We start from the raw sequence: 17,901 nt of genomic DNA on the forward strand, positions 1-17,901 counted from the left end.
GACCAAAAACAATCAGGCGCGCTTGATTTTTCTGCCGTCAGGGGTCACGCTGGGTCCGCACGAGGTGGTGCGGCGGACGCAGGGAGGCGCAGGAATGGCTGATCTCGCGGGGATCCTCCGGGATCTCGCGGCCGAATCGCAGGCGGTCGACGACCTGGTCGCCGGGTTGCCCGCCGAGGAATGGGCCCGGCCAACGCCGGCGCCCGGCTGGAGCATCGCGCATCAGATCGCGCATCTGGCGTGGACCGACGGCAAATCGCTGATCTCCGCGAGCCGGCCGGAGGACTGGCAGTCCGAGGTCGAAAACCTGTTGAGCATCGGCGAAAACTACGTCGACGCGGGTGCCGAGGAAGGGGCTCAGCTGCCCCCGGCCGAACTGCTGGCGCAGTGGCGAGCCGGACGAGCCGCGCTGGCCGAGGCCCTGGCCGCGGTGCCGGAGGGGCAGAAGCTGCCGTGGTACGGCCCGCCGATGAGCGCAGCTTCGATGGCGACCGCGCGCATGATGGAGACCTGGGCGCACGGCCAGGACATCGCCGACGCGCTCGGCGTCGAGCGCGAGCCCACCGAACGGTTGTGGCACATCGCCCGCTTCGGCACGCGGACGCGCGATTTCGCGTACAAGGTGCATTCGCTCGCGCCGCCGACCGAGGAGTTCCGAGTCGAGCTGACCGCGCCGGACGGCAGCACGTGGGCGTTCGGACCGGAAGACGCGAAGCAGCGGCTGACCGGCAGTGCGCTCGACTTCTGCCTGGTCGCCACGCAGCGCCGGCATCCGGCGGACACTGATCTGGTCGCGACGGGCGCGGATGTCGAGGAATGGCTGGGCATCGCGCAGGCGTTCGCCGGGCCGCCCGGGGCGGGCCGCAAACCGGGGCAGTTCGCATGAGCGCGCCGTTGCGTGTCGGGAACGCGTCCGGATTTTACGGCGACCGGTTCTCCGCGGTGCGGGAAATGCTGACCGGCGGCCCGCTCGACGTTCTGACCGGCGATTACCTCGCCGAGCTGACCATGCTCATCCTCGGCCGCGACCGGATGAAGGACCCGGCTCGTGGTTACGCCAAAACGTTCCTTCGGCAGATGGAGGAAAACCTCGGGCTGGCGAAGGACAAAGGCGTCCGGATCGTCGCGAACGCGGGCGGGCTCAACCCGGCCGGGCTCGCCGACGCGCTGCGCGAACTGGCCGCGAAACTCGGGGTCGAGGTGAAGATCGCGCACGTCGAGGGCGACGACCTGATCGCGCGCGCCGACGAGTTCGGGTTCGAGAAACCGTTGACCGCCAACGCTTATCTCGGCGCGTGGGGCATCGCGGAATGTCTCAAGGCCGGCGCGGACGTGGTGGTGACCGGGCGGGTCACGGACGCGTCGGTGATCGTCGGACCGGCGGCAGCGCACTTCGGCTGGGCCCGCGACGACTACGACGCGCTGGCCGGTGCGGTCGCGGCGGGTCACGTCATCGAATGCGGCGCACAGGCGACCGGCGGGAACTACGCGTTCTTCCGGGAACAGCCGATCGGCGTGCCGGGGTTCCCGATCGCGGAGATCCACGCGGACGGGTCCAGCGTGATCACGAAGCATCCGGACACTGGCGGTGTCGTCAATACCGGAACTGTCACGGCGCAGCTGTTGTACGAGATTACCGGCGCGCGGTATGCGAATCCGGATGTGACGGCGCGATTCGACACGCTGTCGTTGTCGGACGACGGACCGGACCGGGTGCGGATCAGCGGGGTTCGCGGGGAAGCGCCGCCGCCGACCTTGAAGGTGTGTCTGAACCGGCTCGGCGGGTTCCGGAACGAGACGACGTTCGTCCTTACTGGACTGGACATCGAGGAAAAAGCCGCGCTGGTGCGGGAACAGCTGGAAGGCGCGCTGGCGAAGCGTCCGCCAGCCGAGGTCCGGTGGACGCTCGCGCGCACCGATCACGCGGATGCCGACACCGAGGAACGCGCGAGCGCGCTGTTGCACGTCGCGGTGAAGGACAACGATCCGAAGATCGCCGGACGCGCGTTCAGCGGAGCGGCGATCGAGCTGGCGCTTGCGAGCTACCCGGGATTCCACGTGACCGCACCGCCTTCGGACGCGTCGCCGTTCGGGGTCTATTCGGCGGCCTTTGTGGACGCTGCCGCGGTACCGCATGTCGCGGTGCTGCCGGACGGATCCAAAGTAGACATCGCCCCCGCTTCCGAGACGCTTGAGCTGTCCGAAGTGGACGAGCCAGCACTGCCGGAACCGTTGCAGGCGGACAAGGTGCGGCGCGTGCCGCTCGGGCTCGTGGTGGGGGCGCGCAGCGGCGACAAGGGCGGCAACGCGAACCTCGGCGTGTGGGTGCGGTCCGAGGAAGCCTGGCGCTGGCTCGTGCACCGGCTGACCGTCGGGGAATTCCGCCGTCTGCTGCCGGAAACCGAAGGACTGCCGGTCACCCGGCATCTGCTTCCGAACCTGTGGGCGATGAACTTCGTGGTCGAGGGCATTCTCGGCGACGGCGTCGCTTCGCAGGCCAGGTTCGATCCCCAGGCGAAGGCGCTCGGCGAGTGGCTGCGAGCGCGCGAACTCGACGTTCCGGAGGCCCTGCTGTGACCGTGGATCCGTTCCGCACGCCGGAACGCACCGAACTGCGCGCGACGGTGCGCCGGTTCGTGGAGAAGGACGTGCTGCCGCACCTGGACGACTGGGAGCGGGCCGGGGAACTGCCGCGCGACCTGCATCGCAAGGCGGGGCAACTGGGCCTGCTCGGGGTCGCGTTCCCCGAATCCGCGGGCGGCGGCGACGGCAATTACCTCGACGCGCTCGTGGTCGCCGAGGAAATGCACTACGCGGGCGGGTCCGGCGGACTGTTCGCGTCGCTGTTCACCTGCGGGATCGCGGTCCCGCACATCGTCGAGGCCGGCGACCCGGTGCAGATCGAACGCTGGGTCCGGCCGACCCTCGAAGGCGAGAAGATCGGTTCGCTGGCGGTTACTGAACCGGACGGCGGTTCCGACGTCGCCGGGATCCGCACCACGGCCGTGCGCGAGGGCGACGAGTATGTGATCAACGGGGCCAAGACGTTCATTACGTCAGGGTGCCGCGCGGACTTCGTGACCACTGTGGTTCGAACGGGCGAGGCAGGCGCGCATGGGCTTTCGCTGATCGTGGTCGAGCGCGGGACGCCTGGGTTCACCGTGTCGCGCAAGCTGGAGAAGATGGGCTGGGCGGCTTCGGACACCGCTGAACTGTCGTATGTGGACGTTCGAGTGCCGGCGGAGAACCTGGTCGGTGCGGAGAACAGCGGGTTCGCTCAGGTGGCCACGCAGTTCGTCACCGAACGGCTTTCGCTGGCGGTGCAAGCCTATGCGCACGCGCAGCGAGCACTCGATCTGACGCTGGACTGGTGCCGGATGCGCGAGACGTTCGGGCGTCCGTTGATTTCGCGGCAGCTCGTCCAGCACAAGCTCACCGAGATGGCCTGCAAGATCGACGTCGCGCGGACGTACGCCCGGCAGGTCGCGATTCGGCACGTGTCCGGCGAGGAAGTGATCGCCGAAGCGTGCTTCGCGAAGAACACCGCGGTGCAGGCTGCCGAATGGGTTGTGAACGAGGCGGTGCAATTGCACGGAGGACTCGGCTATATGCGCGAGTCCGAAGTGGAGCGGCACTACCGAGACGTCCGCATTCTCGGCATCGGCGGCGGCACCACCGAAATCCTCACCGGACTGGCCGCGAAGCGATTGGGATACACCGCATGACCACTATCAGGTCCACAGTCGACACCCGGGCCGACGAGTTCGCCGCGAACCGCGAGGCGATGCTGGAGAAGCTCGCGGAGATCGACGCCGAACACGCCAAGGCGGTCGCCGGCGGCGGGGAAAAGTACGTCGAACGCCACCGCAAGCGCGGGAAACTGCTGGCGCGCGAGCGGATCGAACTGCTGCTGGACGAGGATTCGCCGTTCCTGGAGCTGTCGCCGCTGGCCGCGTGGGGCTCGGACTACCGGGTCGGCGCGAGCGTGATCACCGGCATCGGTGTCGTAGAGGGCGTCGAATGCCTGATCTCGGCCAGCGACCCGACGGTCAAGGGCGGCGCGAGCAATCCGTGGACGACCAAGAAGTCGTTCCGGGCGGCGGACATCGCGGCGCAGAACCGGCTGCCGGTGATCAACCTGGTCGAGTCCGGCGGCGCGGATCTTCCGACGCAGAAGGAAATCTTCATTCCCGGCGGCCGGATCTTCCGTGATTTGACACGTTCTTCGGCGGCGAAGGTACCGACAATCGCGTTGGTGTTCGGCAACTCCACCGCGGGTGGCGCGTATCTGCCGGGCATGTCCGACTACGTCGTGATGGTGAAGGAACGCGCGAAGGTCTTCCTCGGCGGTCCGCCGCTGGTCAAGATGGCGACCGGCGAGGAATCCGACGACGAATCCCTCGGCGGCGCGGAGATGCACGCGCGGACGTCCGGGCTCGCGGATTACCTCGCGGTGGACGAGGAGGACGCGATCCGGCTCGGCCGCGGCATCATCAAGCGGCTCAACTGGACCAAACAGGGTCCGTCCCCCAAACCGGATTACGCCGAGCCGTTGTTCGACGCCGAGGATCTGCTCGGCATCGTGCCGACCGACCTGAAGATCCCGTTCGACCCGCGCGAGGTGATCGCACGCGTCGTGGACGGGTCGGATTTCGACGAGTTCAAGCCGCTGTACGGGCCGAGCCTGGTCACCGGATGGGCGAGCATCCACGGCTATCCGGTGGGAATCCTGGCCAATGCGCAGGGCGTGCTGTTCGGCGAGGAATCGCAGAAGGCCGCGCAGTTCATCCAGCTGGCCAACCAGATCGACACGCCGCTGGTGTTCCTGCACAACACGACCGGCTACATGGTCGGCAAGGAATACGAGCAGAGCGGGATCATCAAGCACGGCGCGCTGATGATCAACGCGGTGTCGAATTCGAAGGTGCCGCACCTGTCCGTCCTCATGGGAGCGTCCTACGGGGCCGGGCATTACGGAATGTGCGGCCGCGCCTACGATCCGCGGTTCCTGTTCGCCTGGCCGAGCGCGAAATCCGCGGTGATGGGACCAGCCCAGCTGGCCGGCGTGCTGTCCATTGTGGCCCGTGCCGCCGCGGCGAGCCGCGGCCAGGAGTACAGCGAGGAGAACGACGCCGCGATGCGCGCCATGGTGGAAAACCAGATCGAGGCGGAATCGATGCCGATGTTCCTTTCCGGCATGCTTTACGACGACGGCATCATCGACCCGCGCGACACCCGCACGGTGCTCGGGATGAGCCTGTCGGCGATCCACAACGGACCAGTGAAGGGCGTCGAAGGCGGCTTCGGCGTCTTCCGGATGTGAGGGCCATGATCCAGAATCTGCTGGTCGCCAACCGGGGCGAGATCGCCCGCCGCGTGTTCCGCAGCTGCCGGGACGCCGGAATCGGCACGGTCGCGGTGTTCTCCGACGCGGACGCCGACGCGCCGCACGCGCGGGAAGCCGACGTCGCGGTCCGGCTGCCGGGCAACGCTCCGGGCGAGACGTATCTGCGCGCCGAACTGATCGTCAAAGCCGCAGCGGACGCCGGGGCCGATGCGATCCATCCCGGGTACGGGTTCCTGTCCGAAAACGCCGGTTTCGCCCGCGCGGTGCTCGACGCCGGGCTGACCTGGGTGGGCCCGCCGCCGGCGGCGATCGAGACCATGGGCTCCAAAGTGGAGTCGAAGCGGCTGATGGCCGCCGCCGGGGTCCCGGTACTGTCCGAATTGGACCCGGAAACGGTGACCGAGGCCGATCTTCCGCTGCTGGTCAAGGCTTCCGCCGGGGGCGGTGGTCGAGGCATGCGCGTGGTCCGCTCGCTGGACGAGTTGGCCGAAGCGGTGGAGAGCGCCCGTGCCGAAGCCGGGTCGGCGTTCGGCGATCCGACGGTGTTCTGCGAGCGGTACCTCGAAACCGGACGGCACATCGAGGTCCAGGTGCTCGCCGATTCGCACGGCACGGTCTGGGCGGTGGGGGAGCGGGAGTGCTCCATCCAGCGCCGGCATCAGAAGGTCGTCGAAGAAGCGCCATCGCCCTTTGTGGACGAGGCCATGCGGGCCGAACTGTTCGACGCCGCGCGCAAGGCCGCGCAGGCGATCGACTACGTCGGTGCGGGAACCGTCGAGTTCCTGGCCGGTCCGGACGGCCGGTTCTACTTCCTGGAAATGAACACGCGGCTGCAGGTCGAGCATCCGGTGACGGAGAACGTCACCGGGCTGGACCTGGTGGCGTTGCAGCTTTCGGTGGCCGAGGGCGCTCGCTTGCCTGGGGAGCCGCCTGCCGCCAACGGGCATTCGATCGAAGTCCGCCTGTACGCCGAAGACCCGTCGGCCGGTTGGCAGCCGCAGAGCGGGACGCTGCACACCTTCGAAGTGTCCGGAGTGGACCGCGAATTCACCCACGGCGCCGGGCTGCGGCTGGACTCCGGGGTCGAATCCGGTTCAGTGATCGGCGTCCATTACGACCCGATGCTGGCGAAGGTCATCACGTGGGCTCCTACGCGGGCGGAAGCCGCGCGTCGGCTCGCCGGTGCCTTGGCTGGCGCGAAGATTCACGGCGTGGTCACCAACCGCGACCTGCTGGTCCGGATCCTGCGCCACGAAGCTTTCCTTGCCGGAGAAACGGATACCGCGTTCTTCGACCGGCACGGACTGGACACTTTGGCCGCGCCGCTGGCCACTGTGGACACCGAGCACTGGTCCGCGCTGGCCGCCGCACTGGCCGATGCTGCGGGAAACCGGGCCTCCGCGACCACTCTGGGGCGGCTGCCCAGCGGTTGGCGCAACGTCCGTTCCGGCGGTCAGCGCAAGGTATTCGCCAAGGGAGACAACCGTTACGAGGTCGTCTACTCGCTGACCCGCGACGGCCTGCGTGCCGAGGGTTACGACGACGTCGCCTTGGTCGCCGCGACGCCGGACCAGGTGGTTCTCGACATCGCCGGAGTGCGCCGGACCTTCGCCGTCGCCCGGCACGGCGCGGTGTCCTATGTGGACTCTCCGTTGGGTTCGGTGACATTGACCGCCGAGCCGCGGTTCGCCGACCCCGATTCGGCACTGGCGGCGGGTTCGCTGCTCGCGCCGATGCCGGGCACGGTCGTGCGGCTCGCAGTGTCCGCAGGAGACAGTGTGCGGGCGGGCGATCCGTTGCTGTGGCTGGAAGCGATGAAGATGGAACACCGGATCTCGGCCCCGGCGGACGGCGTGGTCGCCGAACTGCCGGTCGAGGTTGGGCAACAGGTCGAAGTAGGCGCGGTGCTGGCTGTGGTGGGAGAGACCGAATGAACGCGATGAACTTCGTCGAGCCCGAAGAGCGGGTGGCGCTGCGGAAGGCCGCGGCCGACCTGGCGGGCAAGTACGGGCACGGCTATTACGCGAAAAAGGCCCGCGCGGGCGAGAAGACCGACGAGCTGTGGAACGAAGCCGGGCGGCTCGGCTACCTGGGCGTGAACCTGCCGGAGGAATACGGCGGCGGGGGAGCCGGGATCGCGGATCTCGCCGCGGTGCTGGAGGAATTCGCGGCCGCGGGCTCGCCGCTGCTGCTGATGGTGGTGTCGCCGGCGATCGTCGGGACGGTGCTGTCGCGCTTCGGCACGCCGGACCAGAAGAAGCAGTGGCTGCCCGGAATGTCGGACGGCAGCAAGAAAATCGTCTTCGCGATCACCGAACCGGACGCCGGTTCCAACTCGCACAAGATCACGACGACCGCCCGTCGCGACGGCGGCGACTGGGTGCTGTCCGGGCGCAAGGTATTCATCTCGGGCGTCGACGAGGCGGACGCGGTGCTCGTCGTGGGCCGCACCGAGGACGCGAAGACCGGCCGCCTGAAGCCCGCGCTGTTCGTGGTGCCGACGGACGCGCCCGGGTTCGAGTTCACGAAAATCGACATGGACATCGTCGCGCCGGAAAACCAGTTCTCGCTGTTTCTGGACGATGTGCGGCTGCCCGCGGAAGCCCTGGTGGGCGAGGAGGACGCGGCGATCGCGCAGCTGTTCGCGGGCCTGAACCCGGAGCGCATCATGGGCGCGTCGTTCTCGCTGGGCACCGCGAGGTACGCCCTGGACAAGGCGGTCGGCTACGCCAACGAACGGCAGGTGTGGGGCGCGCCGATCGGGTCGCACCAGGGGCTCGCGCATCCGCTCGCGCAGGTGAAAATCGAGCTTGAGCTGGCGAAACTGATGACGCAGAAGGCCGCCTCGCTGTACGACGCCGGCGACGATTTCGCCTCCGGCGAGTCCGCGAACATGGCGAAATACGCGGCGGCGGAGGTCGCGATCCGCGCGGTCGACCAGGCGGTGCAGACCCACGGCGGAAACGGGCTGGCGACCGAATACGGCCTGGGAAGCCTGGTGACGGCCGTGCGCCTGGGCCGGATCGCGCCGGTGAGCCGCGAGATGGTGCTGAATTTCGTGGGTCAGCACAGCCTCGGGCTGCCGAAGTCGTACTGAGCAAGGGTGAAGTCATGAGGTGCGTCGGCGATCGGTGGTTCGTGAGGGGAACCCTGAGGGAATCAGATTCCCTGTGGGTTCCCCTCACGAACTGCTGCCGGTGCGGACTGGCTCGGGCGGGTGAGAGCTGATGCTCCGCGAACCGCAACAGGAACGCAGCCGTACCACCCGGCGGCGGCTGATCGAAGCCGCGATGGACTGCATCGGGGAGCGTGGGTGGCACGGGGTGACCGTCGCGGTCATCGCGGAGCGGGCCGGGGTCTCCCGGGGCGCCGCGCAGCACCACTTCCCGACGCGGGAATCGCTGGTCGCCGCGGCGGTCGAGTTGCTCGGCGAGGCCCAGCTGGACGAACTGCGCACGCGCGCGGCCGGGTCGCCGGGCGGCTCGTCGCGGATCGAGTGGGTCGTCGAGATGCTGCTGACCCTCTACACCGGGCCGATGTTCCGCGCCGCGCTGCAGCTGTGGGCCGTCGCGTCGACGGACGACCAGCTGCGCGACGTGCTGGTGCCGCTGGAGGCGCGCGTCGGGCGGGAGGCGCACCGGGTCGCGGTCGAACTGCTCGGGGTCGACGAGGCCCAGCCGGGCGTCCGCGAACTGGTCCAGGCCACTCTCGACCTCGGGCGCGGGCTCGGCCTCGCCAACCTCCTCACCGACGACACCCGCCGCCGCGAGCAGATCGTGCGCGAGTGGGCGCGGACGCTCGAGTCTCGCCTGGCGGGAACCGAACAGGTCTAGGCATCGTCACATTCCCGAACCGCTACAGTGTGGCTGTTAACACATTCGGCCCAATCGGCGATAACGTTGAGTAAGTAGCCCACGAGGAAGAAGGCGATCCCGGTGTCCGGTGCAGAAGGGGTGACCGTCGAGCTGACCCATCGCGCGATGGCCATGCTCAAAGCGGTCGCGCAGCAGCGCGCGGAGATGTCCACCAGCTGCGAGCCCGACCTGTTCGTCGACGGTTTCGCTTGCTGCGACCAGATGACCGCACACGCACTCGCCAAGGGCGGCTACGTCCGTCCGGGTATCGGTGTCACCGCCGCGGGCCGGGTTCCCGCCGAACTGACCGAGGCCGGCGCGGCCGCGCTGTCGGTCACCGCCGCTGCCTGATCTTCACTCGTTCGGCCGTATCCGTGCACGATGTGTGACGGACGGCAGAACGGGGACCTCCCGGTCGGGAAGGCCCCCGTCGCCAGACCCGGCGGCCGTGATCCGCGCGCGAGGTGGTTCAGTCCACCGGGGTGACCCGCGAGTCTTCGCTCGAAGGGCGCCTGGTTCGCTCAGTTGAACCGCCGCCGGTTTGATCCGGGCCGGTCGAACCCGCCAACCTGGCCCGAGTCGGCGGAGTTGCTGCCCGGCTTGATCCGGGCCAGCCCAATCGCTGCCCAGCCGGGCCAGGGCCAGCCGAGCCGCCGTCAGTTCGGCCGAGGTCGGCAGGATCGCTGCTCGACTTGACCCGCCTCGCCGCAACCGCCACCCGGCTCAACCCAGCCCGGCCCGTGATCAGCCGTTGTACCCGGCCACGACCTTCGTGAACGCGTAGTTCTCCTGGTCGATCCCGCTGCAGCCGCCGCAGTCGCGGTTTGTCGCCCAGAACGTGACGCGGCCCAGGTGGTGTTCGGCGGCCCAGTCGCGGATCGCGGTGAAGTCCGCGACCGACACGACCTCGCCCGCGCGGTCGGTCTTGCCGTTCATCGACGACAGTCCGGCGCGGTGGTAGGCGGTGGCGTCGTCCCAGCCGAACGTCGACTTCAGTTCGCCGACCAGGCCGTCGACCGCGGATTTCGTCATCGCGACCATGTCGCCGCCGTCGGAGAAGTCGAACGGCATGAGCGACCACACGTCGACGTCCGCGCCCAGTGCCTTCGCCTGCGAGACCAGGCGCTTGCCCCAGTCGTTCGGGCCCTGCGGCGTGGTGCCCATGGTGATCACGACGCGCACGTTCGGGTTCTTCTCCTTGACGATCTTGACCGCGCCGAGGATCCGGTCCTGCACCGCCGCGTTCTCGAACTCGTCGGTGTTCTCGATGTCGAGGTCGATCGCCTTGAGGTCGTAGGCGTCGATCACCTTCTGGTACGCGCCGGCCAGTTCCTCCGGCGATCCGCAGTTCGGGCCCAGTTTGTTGCCCTGCCAGCCGCCGAACGACGGGATCACGTCGCCGCCCGCGGAGCGGATCTTCTGGATCATCGCGGCGTCGGTCCCGTCGAGCGGGCGGTTGCCGTCCCAGGCGGGGGTGCAGCCGCCGCCGGAAAGCATGAACGCGAGGGTGAACGCGCTGACGCCGGTCGCCTCCATCGCGGCGGACGGATCGCTCTGGCCGCCCCACTGGTACAGGTACGGGGCCGCGAGGACCGGGTCTCCCGCGGCCGAGGCGGTGCCGGTCGCGGTGGACAGAGCGGCGCCCGCGACGAGCGCCAGCACGCCGAGACGTCCGGCGAGTTTCCGGCGGGAACTGGTGCGGCGCAAGGATTTCATGGGTCCTCCAACGGGGGAACGCGCACCTCGCGGCGCGCGTCATCGGAGCACCTGGCGAAGCCGGACGTGGCGGCGGCGCCCCGCAGGCACTCGGGGGAGTGTGTGCGCAGTCACAATGGACTAGACCATTGAGAAGTGTCAAGACATGGGCGGGAGTGGGAAAAAACCTCACCGAGGGCGCCGAGGTCGCCGGGAGGTTCCGGGGCGCCGGTCAGCGGGACGATCGGGAAGCGGTGCGTGGCCGGGAGGGCAGCCGAGTCCGCTCAGCGAGCGCGGCCGCGCGGCTGTGTCAGGCTGGAAGGCGAGCGAACGAAGTGGGAGCGTCATGACCGAACCGGTCCGGATCAGCGGTGCCGACGTCGCCCCGGAGCAGCAGGCTGTCCGGTACGAGCTGGCGATTCTGTCGTTCCAGCTGCTCGACGGTCCGAAAGCCGCCGAGGGCGTGCTGCCGTGGGTCGAGGGGCACGGCGAGTTGCTCGGCTGCTGGCAGACGGAAAACGGTCCGCTCGGCAGGCTGGTCGTGCTGCGCGGGTTCGAGAATCAGCAAGCGCTGGACGAGGAGCGGCTGCGCGCCCGGCACAGCCGCGCACCGTTCGGCGGCGGCTGCCTGACCGACCTGTCGCTGCAGAGTTTCGCGCCGTTCCCGTTCGTGCCGCCGGTGCGACCGGGCAAGTACGGCTCGGTGTACGAAATCCGCGACTACCACCTTCGGCCGGGCGGCCTGACCGCGACGATCGACGGCTGGCGTGAAGCGTTGCCCGCACGGCATCTGGTCGATCCGCTGACCGTCGTGATGTACGCGCTCGACGGCCCGGACCGGATCATCCAGATCTGGCCGTTCGCGAGCCTGGACGAACGGCTCGCGATCCGCCGCGACCTCTACGCGAAGGGGATGTGGCCGCCGCCGGGCGCGCCGGAGGAGATTCTCGACGCGGAGTCGGTCATCGCGGTGCCGCTGGAGTTTTCGCCGCTGGCATGAGTCACGTCTGTTCGCCGATGTCCTCGAACCAGAGCGCCGGTTCCCGTTCGATGAATTCCGTCATCAGGGCGACGCAGGCGGGGTCGTCGAGGAGGTCGACGCGGACGCCGTGGTCGGCGAGCCAGCCGTGGCCGCCGGTGAAGGTGCGGGATTCGCCGATCACCACGTGCGGGATGCCGAATTGCCGGACCAGGCCGCTGCAATACCAGCACGGCGACAGCGTGGTGACCATGATCGTGTCGCGGTAGTGCGGGCGGCGGCCGGCGGCGCGGAAGGCTGCGGTTTCGGCGTGCAGGGACGGGTCGCCGTCCTGGACGCGGCGGTTGTGGCCGCGGCCGAGCAGCTTCCCGTCGCGGTCGAACAGGGCCGCGCCGATCGGCACGCCGCCCTCGGCTTTTCCGGCTTCCGCCTCTTCGCGGGCGACAGCGAGCAGGTCGTCGAGCATGCGTCACTTTCGCACGCCGCCGGGACGCCCTGGCGATCGAGGACCGAAGCTGTCCGCGAAGCGTGGCAGAGTACTCGGCATGTACGGAACGTCCGAACGCCTGTTGCGCCTGCTCTCGCTGTTGCAGGCGCGTCGCGAATGGCCTGGCCCGGACCTCGCGGGCCGGCTGGGGGTCGACGTCCGGACGATCCGCCGCGACGTCGAACGGCTGCGGCAGCTCGGCTATCCGGTGCACGCGACGCCGGGGGTCGCGGGCGGGTACCGGCTGGGTTCCGGTGCGGCGCTGCCGCCGTTGCTGCTGGACGACGACGAAGCGGTCGCGGTGGCGGTTGGCCTGCGCACGGCGGCGAACGGCACTGTGTCGGGCATCGAGGAGACGTCCGTGCGGGCGCTGGCGAAGCTCGAACAGGTGCTGCCCGCGCGGCTGCGGCACCGGGTGCGGGCGATGGATTCGGCGATGGTCCGGATCCCCGGCGGCGGGCCGACGATCGACGCGGAGCTGCTGACCGTGGTCGCGGCGGCGTGCCGGGACAACGAGCGCCTGCGGTTCACCTACGGCACCCACGCGGGCGAGGTGGCCGAACGCGACGTGGAACCGTTGCGGCTCGTGCACGCCGGATGGCGCTGGTACCTCGTCGCGTGGGATCTTGGCCGAGACGACTGGCGCACCTTCCGGCTGGACCGCATCGACGGTGTCCCGGTGCCTAGTTTCCGTTTCACGCCAAGGGAACCCCCGGCCGAGGACCTCGCCGCTTACGTGTCGAGCCGGATCGCGACCGCGCCGTATCCGCACATCGTGACCCTGCGCGTGTCGGCTCCGGCGGAAGTGCTGACGGCGTGGATTTCCCCGACGACGGCGGTGATCGAGCCGATCGACGACGAAACCTGCCGGATCCGCACCGGCGCGAAAACCTTCGAATCCATCCCGTTTTACCTGGCGCAGTGGGAATTCGACTTCGTGGTGGAGGACGGTCCGCCGGAATTGCTGGACCGGATGGCGAAGATCGCGGAACGATTCGCGCGGGCGACGTCAGGCCGGACTTCCGCCGGTGGCGACGGCGAGCAAGTCCGCGGCGGCAATTGACAGGGCTTCGGGGAAACCGTTGCTGTCACGGTGTTCCTCGGCCATCCAGCGTTCGGTCGCGAGTCGCAGGACGGAGAGTCCGAGGTCGGTGGCCAGCCGGGCGGTTTGGGGATCGATGCCGCGGTCGTTCAATGCGCTGGTGAGGGTTTCGGAGATGGTGACGAGTTTGATCAGTTCCCGTTCGCGCAGCGGGGGATTGGCGGCGATCACTGTTGCTCGGCGCAGCAGGAATTCGCGCGGACGGAATACGCGTGGCGCCGTAGCGAAGGCAGTCAGCAGGGTCGGCAGCGCGGGCGTTCCGGGCGGGACGGCGTCGATCGCGGTGACGAATTCGGTTTCCAGTTCCTGGCTGCCGCCGAACAGCACTTCCCGTTTGTCCGCGAACCAGCGGTAGAACGACCGCTCGGTGAGGTTCGCGCGCTGGGCGATCTGCGCGACCGTCGTGCGGTCGTAGCCCTGTTCCTCGAACAACTCCAGTGCGGCTTGCTCGAGCCGGTTCCGGGTGTTGCCCTCCCATCGCGCCATGGGGCCAGTGTAGCGACAGCAGATGCTGTCATCACTCTGGTAGCGTCAGTGACGACAGCTTCTGTCATCACTCACGAGGAGACGGCCGGATGCGCACCCTTCGTTTCTCTGAACACGGTCCTGCGGCCCAGGTTCTGCGGGTCGAGGACGCCGCGGTCCCCGAACCCGGGCCGGGGCGGATCCGCGTCGCGGTCCAGGCGTGCGGCCTGAACCCGGCGGACTGGGCGTTGTGCGAGGGCCTCTTCGCCGGTGACCTGCCGCGCGGGATCGGCCTGGAGGTGTCGGGCACGGTCGACGCGCTCGGCGGAGGCGCGACCGGCGTCGACGTCGGCGACCCGGTTTTCGGCATCGCGCCGTTCACCGGCCCCACCGCGGGCGCGTCTGAACAGGCGCTGCTCGATACGTGGTTCCCGCGGCCGGACGGGGTCGACGCGGTCCACGCGGCGGCTCTGCCGATGGCGGTCGGAACGGCTTACGCGGCGCTCGACGCACTCGGCTCCGGCACCTTGCTCGTTCACGGCGCGGGCACCACCACCGGGTTCGCCGCGGCGCAGATCGCGCTCCTGCGCGGCGCACGCGTGATCGTCACCGCGGGCGAAACGCACGCCGCCGCGCTCCGTTCGGCCGGCGCGGAAGTCACCGGCTACCAGGACGGAATCGCCGAACGCGTGACGGCGCTGGCCGGCGGACCGGTCGATCGCGTGCTGGATGCGGCGCCGTTCAGCGGCAAGGTGAGCGAGCTCGTGCGCACGGTCAAGGAGCCCGGACACGTGCTGAAGCTCGACCTCAGCTCGGACCAGCCCGGGGTTCAGACCATTGTCAGCTCGGGCGCTCAGCCGCGCTACGACGTCCTCGGCGAGTTCGCGTCGCTAGCGGCGGAGGGCCGGTTTTCGATCCCGGTTTCCCGGATTTTTCCGCTGGACGACTGGCGGGCCGCGCTCGAACTGAGCCAGTCGCGGCGGGCGCGGGGCAAGCTGGTGCTGGCGCTCTAGCCCGCGCCGAGCATGCGGAGGACGAGTTCGCCGTACTCCTTGCCGAGTTCAGTGGGGGTCTGCCGGGTCCGCTCGCTGTACCAGCGCGCGACGTCGACGCCCAGCGACAGCACCGCGCGCGCCGCGATCCCGACGTCGCCGACGGTGAACGCACCGGACTCGACCCCGTCGGCGATCACCTCGCGCACGCGCTGCTCGATCTTCCGCCGAAGCTGTGCGACGACCTGGTATTCCTTCTCCGGCAACGCATTCAGCTCGTACTGCACGACCCGCGCGACCGTGTGCCGCCGCGCGTGCCAGGCGACGAAATCCTCGACGAGCAACCGCATCCGCTCCACCGGGCCGGTGACGCGCCCGATCACGTCCTCGACGAGGGCCAGCGTCTGCTCGTGTCCGTTGCGGCTGATCGCGAAAAGCAGCGCGGCTTTGGACGGAAAGTGCACATACAGCGCGGCCGGGCTCATCCCGGCCGCACCGGCGATGTCCCGCGTGGTGGTGGCGTGGTAGCCGCGCTCGGCGAACGACTCCACCCCGGCGAGCATCAGCCGTCGCGCGGTCTCAGGCTGCACGTCGGGCCACAGGTCGGCCGAGAGCGTGGTCATCCGGCGATCCTCCTCTAGTCCCGCGCCGGCCGGTGAGTCCGCCCGTCGGATTCATTGTAAGCGCTCGCTCAGTGGAGGAATCCGGTGATGCATCCCGCACTCGGGGATGTCCTGCCGATGAGCAAAGCCGAGCCACGCGACTGCGGCCGGGAAAAATAGCGCCTTTGGTGGTCGCGGGCTCGCATTGTGCAGTCGCTGGAGCCAGCCGCCGGGGTGCCGGAATCAAGGTCGATCGGGGCTGAACTGCGGCATTGGCCGGGTGTATACAGCGGTGGCGGCCGGCGGCTCGGGTCGCAGCAGCGCGTTCGGTCCAGGCCGTGAGCTGTGCCGGGGGAGCTTCGTGCCAAGCCTGACCGTGGCAGGCGCGGTACGCGGCGTCCTTCGTGCGCCGGTGACGGACATGGTCGTGATGTCGCTTCGGCGGGCGCGGTCGGGTCTTCCAGGAGTTCGATCAAGACCTGGAGGGGAAGACAGCCACGGGCTGGCTCGTCTGTTTGCCTTCGCCGCCGCTCGGGTACTTTGCGATTCGCTGCACGTCCTGGTGTCTGTCGCGATAGTCGAGGGTGGGTGAAATATGCTGGCACGCATTCCCCGCACCGCAGACCGCGAGTCGTTGTCCGTGGAATTCTGCTGTGATCTGGGGCCGACGTCGCTGCGCGAGATCCGCCGCGCGGTTCAGCGGCTGCTGGCCGGCCGGGACGGTTTCCTGACTTCCGACGCGGTCCTCGTCGCCGACGAGCTCGCCGGCAACGCCTGCCGGCACGGGGCGGCCCCGGCGAAGTGCCGCCTGACCGCCGATCATGGGCGCGGCGTGTTCCGGATCGAGGTCGACGACGCGTCGTCCGCGATGCCCAGGTTGCGGTCTCCTGACCACACCGGCGGACGGGGGCTGGTCTTGGTCGATCGGCTCGCCTCGTGCTGGGGGGTCCGCAGTTTCGCGCGGCACAAGACAGTCTGGGCCGAGTTCGCGCTCGACGCCGCCGCTTCGCCTGAGCAGGGACGAAGCGTGTCACCGGGCCATCCCGATGGTGCCCTGAGCGCTTCCTGACGGGCGGTCTTTCCAGCCGCTGCGGAGCGGCGCGCGAGGAGAGGAAGCCGACCCCGCCCGCACCGTCAGCGCGCGGCTGCCCGGTCCGGTCAGGGTTGTGCCGCGGGCATAGCACGGTACTTGTCCAGCGTGGCCGGGTCTTGCAGCGACATCCACCGCATGACCTCGCTGTAGGTGGCGCACACGGTCTCCGGTTTGACGCACACCTCGCCCATGAAGCTTTCCGTGGCCTTCGCGAAGGCGCCGCCCGCCCAGTCGTTGAAGTGGTTGGCCACCACCAGCGGTGCGCGGTTGCCGGTGAACGCCGCTTCGTAGGCTCCGCGGTAGGTGTCCAAAGTGTCCTGGGTGTACTCCGCGGTGCGGGAGCTGTCCTCCCGCGCGTGGTTGAACTGGAACCACAGGTTGTAGTCCATCATGATGACTTTCTTGTGCAGCGCCGGAACCTTCACATACGGCATCCAGAACTCCCAGATGCCGTTCGCCTGGGCCGGCCACCTCACCCCGTCCGAGGGCTGGCTGGAGTCGTAGCGCATCCCCGCCTGGCGCATCGCCGGGAACGCCTGGGCCCAATCGCCCTCCAGGCACGGGGTGCGGCCGCCCTTGATCGTCGCCGGGTCGACACGCAGGCCGCGTCCGGCGCGTGCGGCGTCGACGAAAGCGAAGAACTGCCGCAGCTCGTTGTCCCATGCGGTCGTGTTCCAGCGTCCGACGCTCGGCTCGGAGCCGGTGCAGAAGTGGCCGTTGTAGTGCGTGCCGATCTCCTCGCCCTGGTCCACGGCCGTGTTCAGGTCCGCCACGAGCGTGCGCACGTCGTCCTCGGAACCGCCGAATCCGATCGACGCCTTGCCCGGCCGATGCCCCGGCCCGGCGTAACGGTCTCGCTGGGAATCGGGCAGCAAATAGATGCCCGACAGGAACCCGCTGAAGTGCGCGTGCACGGACTTCGCCAGCGGCAGCACGCGTCGCCAATGATCGTGGGATCCCGCGCCGTCGAAGGAGAACAGCACGAACTGCGGCGGCTTCTCGCCCGGTGCCAGTCTGTGCATCCACGCCGCGTCCCGGGACGGCGGAGCCGCTGAGGGCAGCGGCTTTCCGTCCGGCGGCGGACGGCCGTCGAGCACCACCAGTGCGACAGCCGCCAGCGCCACCGCGACGGCCACCGACAACCACGTTCCCGGTTTGCCGGCCAAGCGTGCCATTTCCCACCCCCTGCCCGGATCTTCCCCCTGAGGGGAAGACGCCGGGCGCAGCCTCGGGTGGCGCGTCCGTGTGACTGCACACCGAAACGCAACCTCGCCCCCAGCCAGAT

General features: G+C 69.1%; 17 protein-coding genes. 12 read left to right on the plus strand and 5 right to left on the minus strand.

What is annotated here, in order from left to right; genetic code table 11:
• The first annotated feature begins 94 nt into the window (after positions 1–94).
• The 8 genes from ATK30_RS32280 to ATK30_RS32315 all read left to right on the plus strand — a co-directional run bounded on the left by ATK30_RS32280 (position 95) and on the right by ATK30_RS32315 (position 9,552).
• Positions 95–886: a TIGR03084 family metal-binding protein gene (locus ATK30_RS32280; protein ID WP_101438628.1), complete on the plus strand. Its 792-nt coding sequence runs from the start codon at positions 95–97 to the stop codon at positions 884–886.
• Positions 883–2,577 carry an acyclic terpene utilization AtuA family protein gene (locus ATK30_RS32285; RefSeq protein WP_101438629.1) on the plus strand — a complete coding sequence of 565 codons (1,695 nt, stop codon included), beginning with the start codon at positions 883–885 and terminating at the stop codon, positions 2,575–2,577. Before ATK30_RS32280 ends, ATK30_RS32285 begins: the two co-directional genes overlap by 4 nt.
• The gene (locus tag ATK30_RS32290; protein WP_101438630.1) at positions 2,574–3,725 is read left to right on the plus strand and encodes an acyl-CoA dehydrogenase family protein; all 1,152 of its coding nucleotides are present in this window, start codon (positions 2,574–2,576) and stop codon (positions 3,723–3,725) included. Before ATK30_RS32285 ends, ATK30_RS32290 begins: the two co-directional genes overlap by 4 nt.
• Positions 3,722–5,323: an acyl-CoA carboxylase subunit beta gene (locus ATK30_RS32295; protein ID WP_101438631.1), complete on the plus strand. Its 1,602-nt coding sequence runs from the start codon at positions 3,722–3,724 to the stop codon at positions 5,321–5,323. Before ATK30_RS32290 ends, ATK30_RS32295 begins: the two co-directional genes overlap by 4 nt.
• Before the next feature lie 5 nt (positions 5,324–5,328).
• Entirely contained in the window at positions 5,329–7,281 is a 1,953-nt protein-coding gene (locus ATK30_RS32300; RefSeq protein ID WP_101438632.1) for an acetyl/propionyl/methylcrotonyl-CoA carboxylase subunit alpha, read from the plus strand.
• Entirely contained in the window at positions 7,278–8,444 is a 1,167-nt protein-coding gene (locus ATK30_RS32305; protein WP_081684917.1) for an acyl-CoA dehydrogenase family protein, read from the plus strand. The genes ATK30_RS32300 and ATK30_RS32305 overlap by 4 nt, the downstream gene beginning before the upstream one ends.
• A gap of 130 nt (positions 8,445–8,574) precedes the next feature.
• Positions 8,575–9,180, plus strand: a complete 606-nt coding sequence (locus ATK30_RS32310) for a TetR/AcrR family transcriptional regulator (RefSeq protein WP_037814758.1) — start codon at positions 8,575–8,577, stop codon at positions 9,178–9,180.
• Between the two features lie 102 nt (positions 9,181–9,282).
• Complete coding sequence (locus ATK30_RS32315) at positions 9,283–9,552, plus strand: hypothetical protein (protein ID WP_101438633.1); 270 nt, start codon at positions 9,283–9,285, stop codon at positions 9,550–9,552.
• A 393-nt stretch (positions 9,553–9,945) separates the two neighbouring features.
• On the opposite strand, the gene ATK30_RS32320 is transcribed toward ATK30_RS32315, so the two are convergent.
• On the minus strand, positions 9,946–10,917 hold the full coding sequence (locus ATK30_RS32320; RefSeq protein ID WP_051172432.1) for a chitinase: 972 nt from the start codon (positions 10,915–10,917) through the stop codon (positions 9,946–9,948).
• A gap of 325 nt (positions 10,918–11,242) precedes the next feature.
• On the opposite strand from ATK30_RS32320, the gene ATK30_RS32325 reads away from it, so the two are divergent.
• A complete protein-coding gene (locus ATK30_RS32325; protein ID WP_101438634.1) occupies positions 11,243–11,896 on the plus strand; it encodes an NIPSNAP family protein in 654 nt (217 codons plus the stop codon).
• Between the two features lies 1 nt (position 11,897).
• Here ATK30_RS32325 and ATK30_RS32330 read toward each other — a convergent pair whose 3' ends face one another.
• The gene (locus tag ATK30_RS32330; protein ID WP_101438635.1) at positions 11,898–12,341 is read right to left on the minus strand and encodes a nucleoside deaminase; all 444 of its coding nucleotides are present in this window, start codon (positions 12,339–12,341) and stop codon (positions 11,898–11,900) included.
• A gap of 79 nt (positions 12,342–12,420) precedes the next feature.
• Here ATK30_RS32330 and ATK30_RS45430 point away from each other — a divergent pair, with 79 nt between their 5' ends.
• Positions 12,421–13,425, plus strand: coding sequence for a helix-turn-helix transcriptional regulator (locus tag ATK30_RS45430; protein WP_167442040.1), 1,005 nt, complete (start codon positions 12,421–12,423; stop codon positions 13,423–13,425).
• Here the strand turns inward: ATK30_RS45430 and ATK30_RS32345 are convergent.
• A complete protein-coding gene (locus ATK30_RS32345; protein WP_101438637.1) occupies positions 13,372–13,950 on the minus strand; it encodes a TetR/AcrR family transcriptional regulator in 579 nt (192 codons plus the stop codon). The genes ATK30_RS45430 and ATK30_RS32345 overlap by 54 nt on opposite strands.
• A gap of 89 nt (positions 13,951–14,039) precedes the next feature.
• Here ATK30_RS32345 and ATK30_RS32350 point away from each other — a divergent pair, with 89 nt between their 5' ends.
• Entirely contained in the window at positions 14,040–14,942 is a 903-nt protein-coding gene (locus ATK30_RS32350; RefSeq protein ID WP_101438638.1) for an NADP-dependent oxidoreductase, read from the plus strand.
• On the opposite strand, the gene ATK30_RS32355 is transcribed toward ATK30_RS32350, so the two are convergent.
• Positions 14,939–15,544 carry a TetR/AcrR family transcriptional regulator gene (locus ATK30_RS32355; protein WP_037814765.1) on the minus strand — a complete coding sequence of 202 codons (606 nt, stop codon included), beginning with the start codon at positions 15,542–15,544 and terminating at the stop codon, positions 14,939–14,941. The genes ATK30_RS32350 and ATK30_RS32355 overlap by 4 nt on opposite strands.
• A 574-nt stretch (positions 15,545–16,118) precedes the next feature.
• On the opposite strand from ATK30_RS32355, the gene ATK30_RS32360 reads away from it, so the two are divergent.
• On the plus strand, positions 16,119–16,592 hold the full coding sequence (locus ATK30_RS32360) for an ATP-binding protein (RefSeq protein WP_051172429.1): 474 nt from the start codon (positions 16,119–16,121) through the stop codon (positions 16,590–16,592).
• A gap of 89 nt (positions 16,593–16,681) precedes the next feature.
• Here the strand turns inward: ATK30_RS32360 and ATK30_RS32365 are convergent, their stop codons facing one another.
• Positions 16,682–17,791, minus strand: coding sequence for a polysaccharide deacetylase family protein (locus ATK30_RS32365; protein ID WP_043833812.1), 1,110 nt, complete (start codon positions 17,789–17,791; stop codon positions 16,682–16,684).
• Positions 17,792–17,901 lie beyond the last annotated feature (110 nt).

Origin of the sequence: Amycolatopsis echigonensis (genome assembly GCF_002846615.1) — a bacterium.
Classification (GTDB): Bacteria; Actinomycetota; Actinomycetes; order Mycobacteriales; family Pseudonocardiaceae; genus Amycolatopsis; species Amycolatopsis echigonensis.

Excerpts from the sequence above, each read along its gene's own strand:
- ATK30_RS32320 (WP_051172432.1), bottom strand. The coding sequence starts at position 10,917 with ATGAAATCCTTGCGCCGCACCAGTTCCCGCCGGAAACTCGCCGGACGT.
- ATK30_RS32350 (WP_101438638.1), top strand. The coding sequence starts at position 14,040 with ATGCGCACCCTTCGTTTCTCTGAACACGGTCCTGCGGCCCAGGTTCTG.
- ATK30_RS32355 (WP_037814765.1), bottom strand. The coding sequence starts at position 15,544 with ATGACCACGCTCTCGGCCGACCTGTGGCCCGACGTGCAGCCTGAGACC.
- ATK30_RS32345 (WP_101438637.1), bottom strand. The coding sequence starts at position 13,950 with ATGGCGCGATGGGAGGGCAACACCCGGAACCGGCTCGAGCAAGCCGCA.
- ATK30_RS32300 (WP_101438632.1), top strand. The coding sequence starts at position 5,329 with ATGATCCAGAATCTGCTGGTCGCCAACCGGGGCGAGATCGCCCGCCGC.
- ATK30_RS32280 (WP_101438628.1), top strand. The coding sequence starts at position 95 with ATGGCTGATCTCGCGGGGATCCTCCGGGATCTCGCGGCCGAATCGCAG.
- ATK30_RS32285 (WP_101438629.1), top strand. The coding sequence starts at position 883 with ATGAGCGCGCCGTTGCGTGTCGGGAACGCGTCCGGATTTTACGGCGAC.
- ATK30_RS32310 (WP_037814758.1), top strand. The coding sequence starts at position 8,575 with ATGCTCCGCGAACCGCAACAGGAACGCAGCCGTACCACCCGGCGGCGG.
- ATK30_RS32325 (WP_101438634.1), top strand. The coding sequence starts at position 11,243 with ATGACCGAACCGGTCCGGATCAGCGGTGCCGACGTCGCCCCGGAGCAG.
- ATK30_RS32360 (WP_051172429.1), top strand. The coding sequence starts at position 16,119 with ATGCTGGCACGCATTCCCCGCACCGCAGACCGCGAGTCGTTGTCCGTG.
- ATK30_RS45430 (WP_167442040.1), top strand. The coding sequence starts at position 12,421 with ATGTACGGAACGTCCGAACGCCTGTTGCGCCTGCTCTCGCTGTTGCAG.
- ATK30_RS32295 (WP_101438631.1), top strand. The coding sequence starts at position 3,722 with ATGACCACTATCAGGTCCACAGTCGACACCCGGGCCGACGAGTTCGCC.
- ATK30_RS32305 (WP_081684917.1), top strand. The coding sequence starts at position 7,278 with ATGAACGCGATGAACTTCGTCGAGCCCGAAGAGCGGGTGGCGCTGCGG.
- ATK30_RS32330 (WP_101438635.1), bottom strand. The coding sequence starts at position 12,341 with ATGCTCGACGACCTGCTCGCTGTCGCCCGCGAAGAGGCGGAAGCCGGA.
- ATK30_RS32365 (WP_043833812.1), bottom strand. The coding sequence starts at position 17,791 with ATGGCACGCTTGGCCGGCAAACCGGGAACGTGGTTGTCGGTGGCCGTC.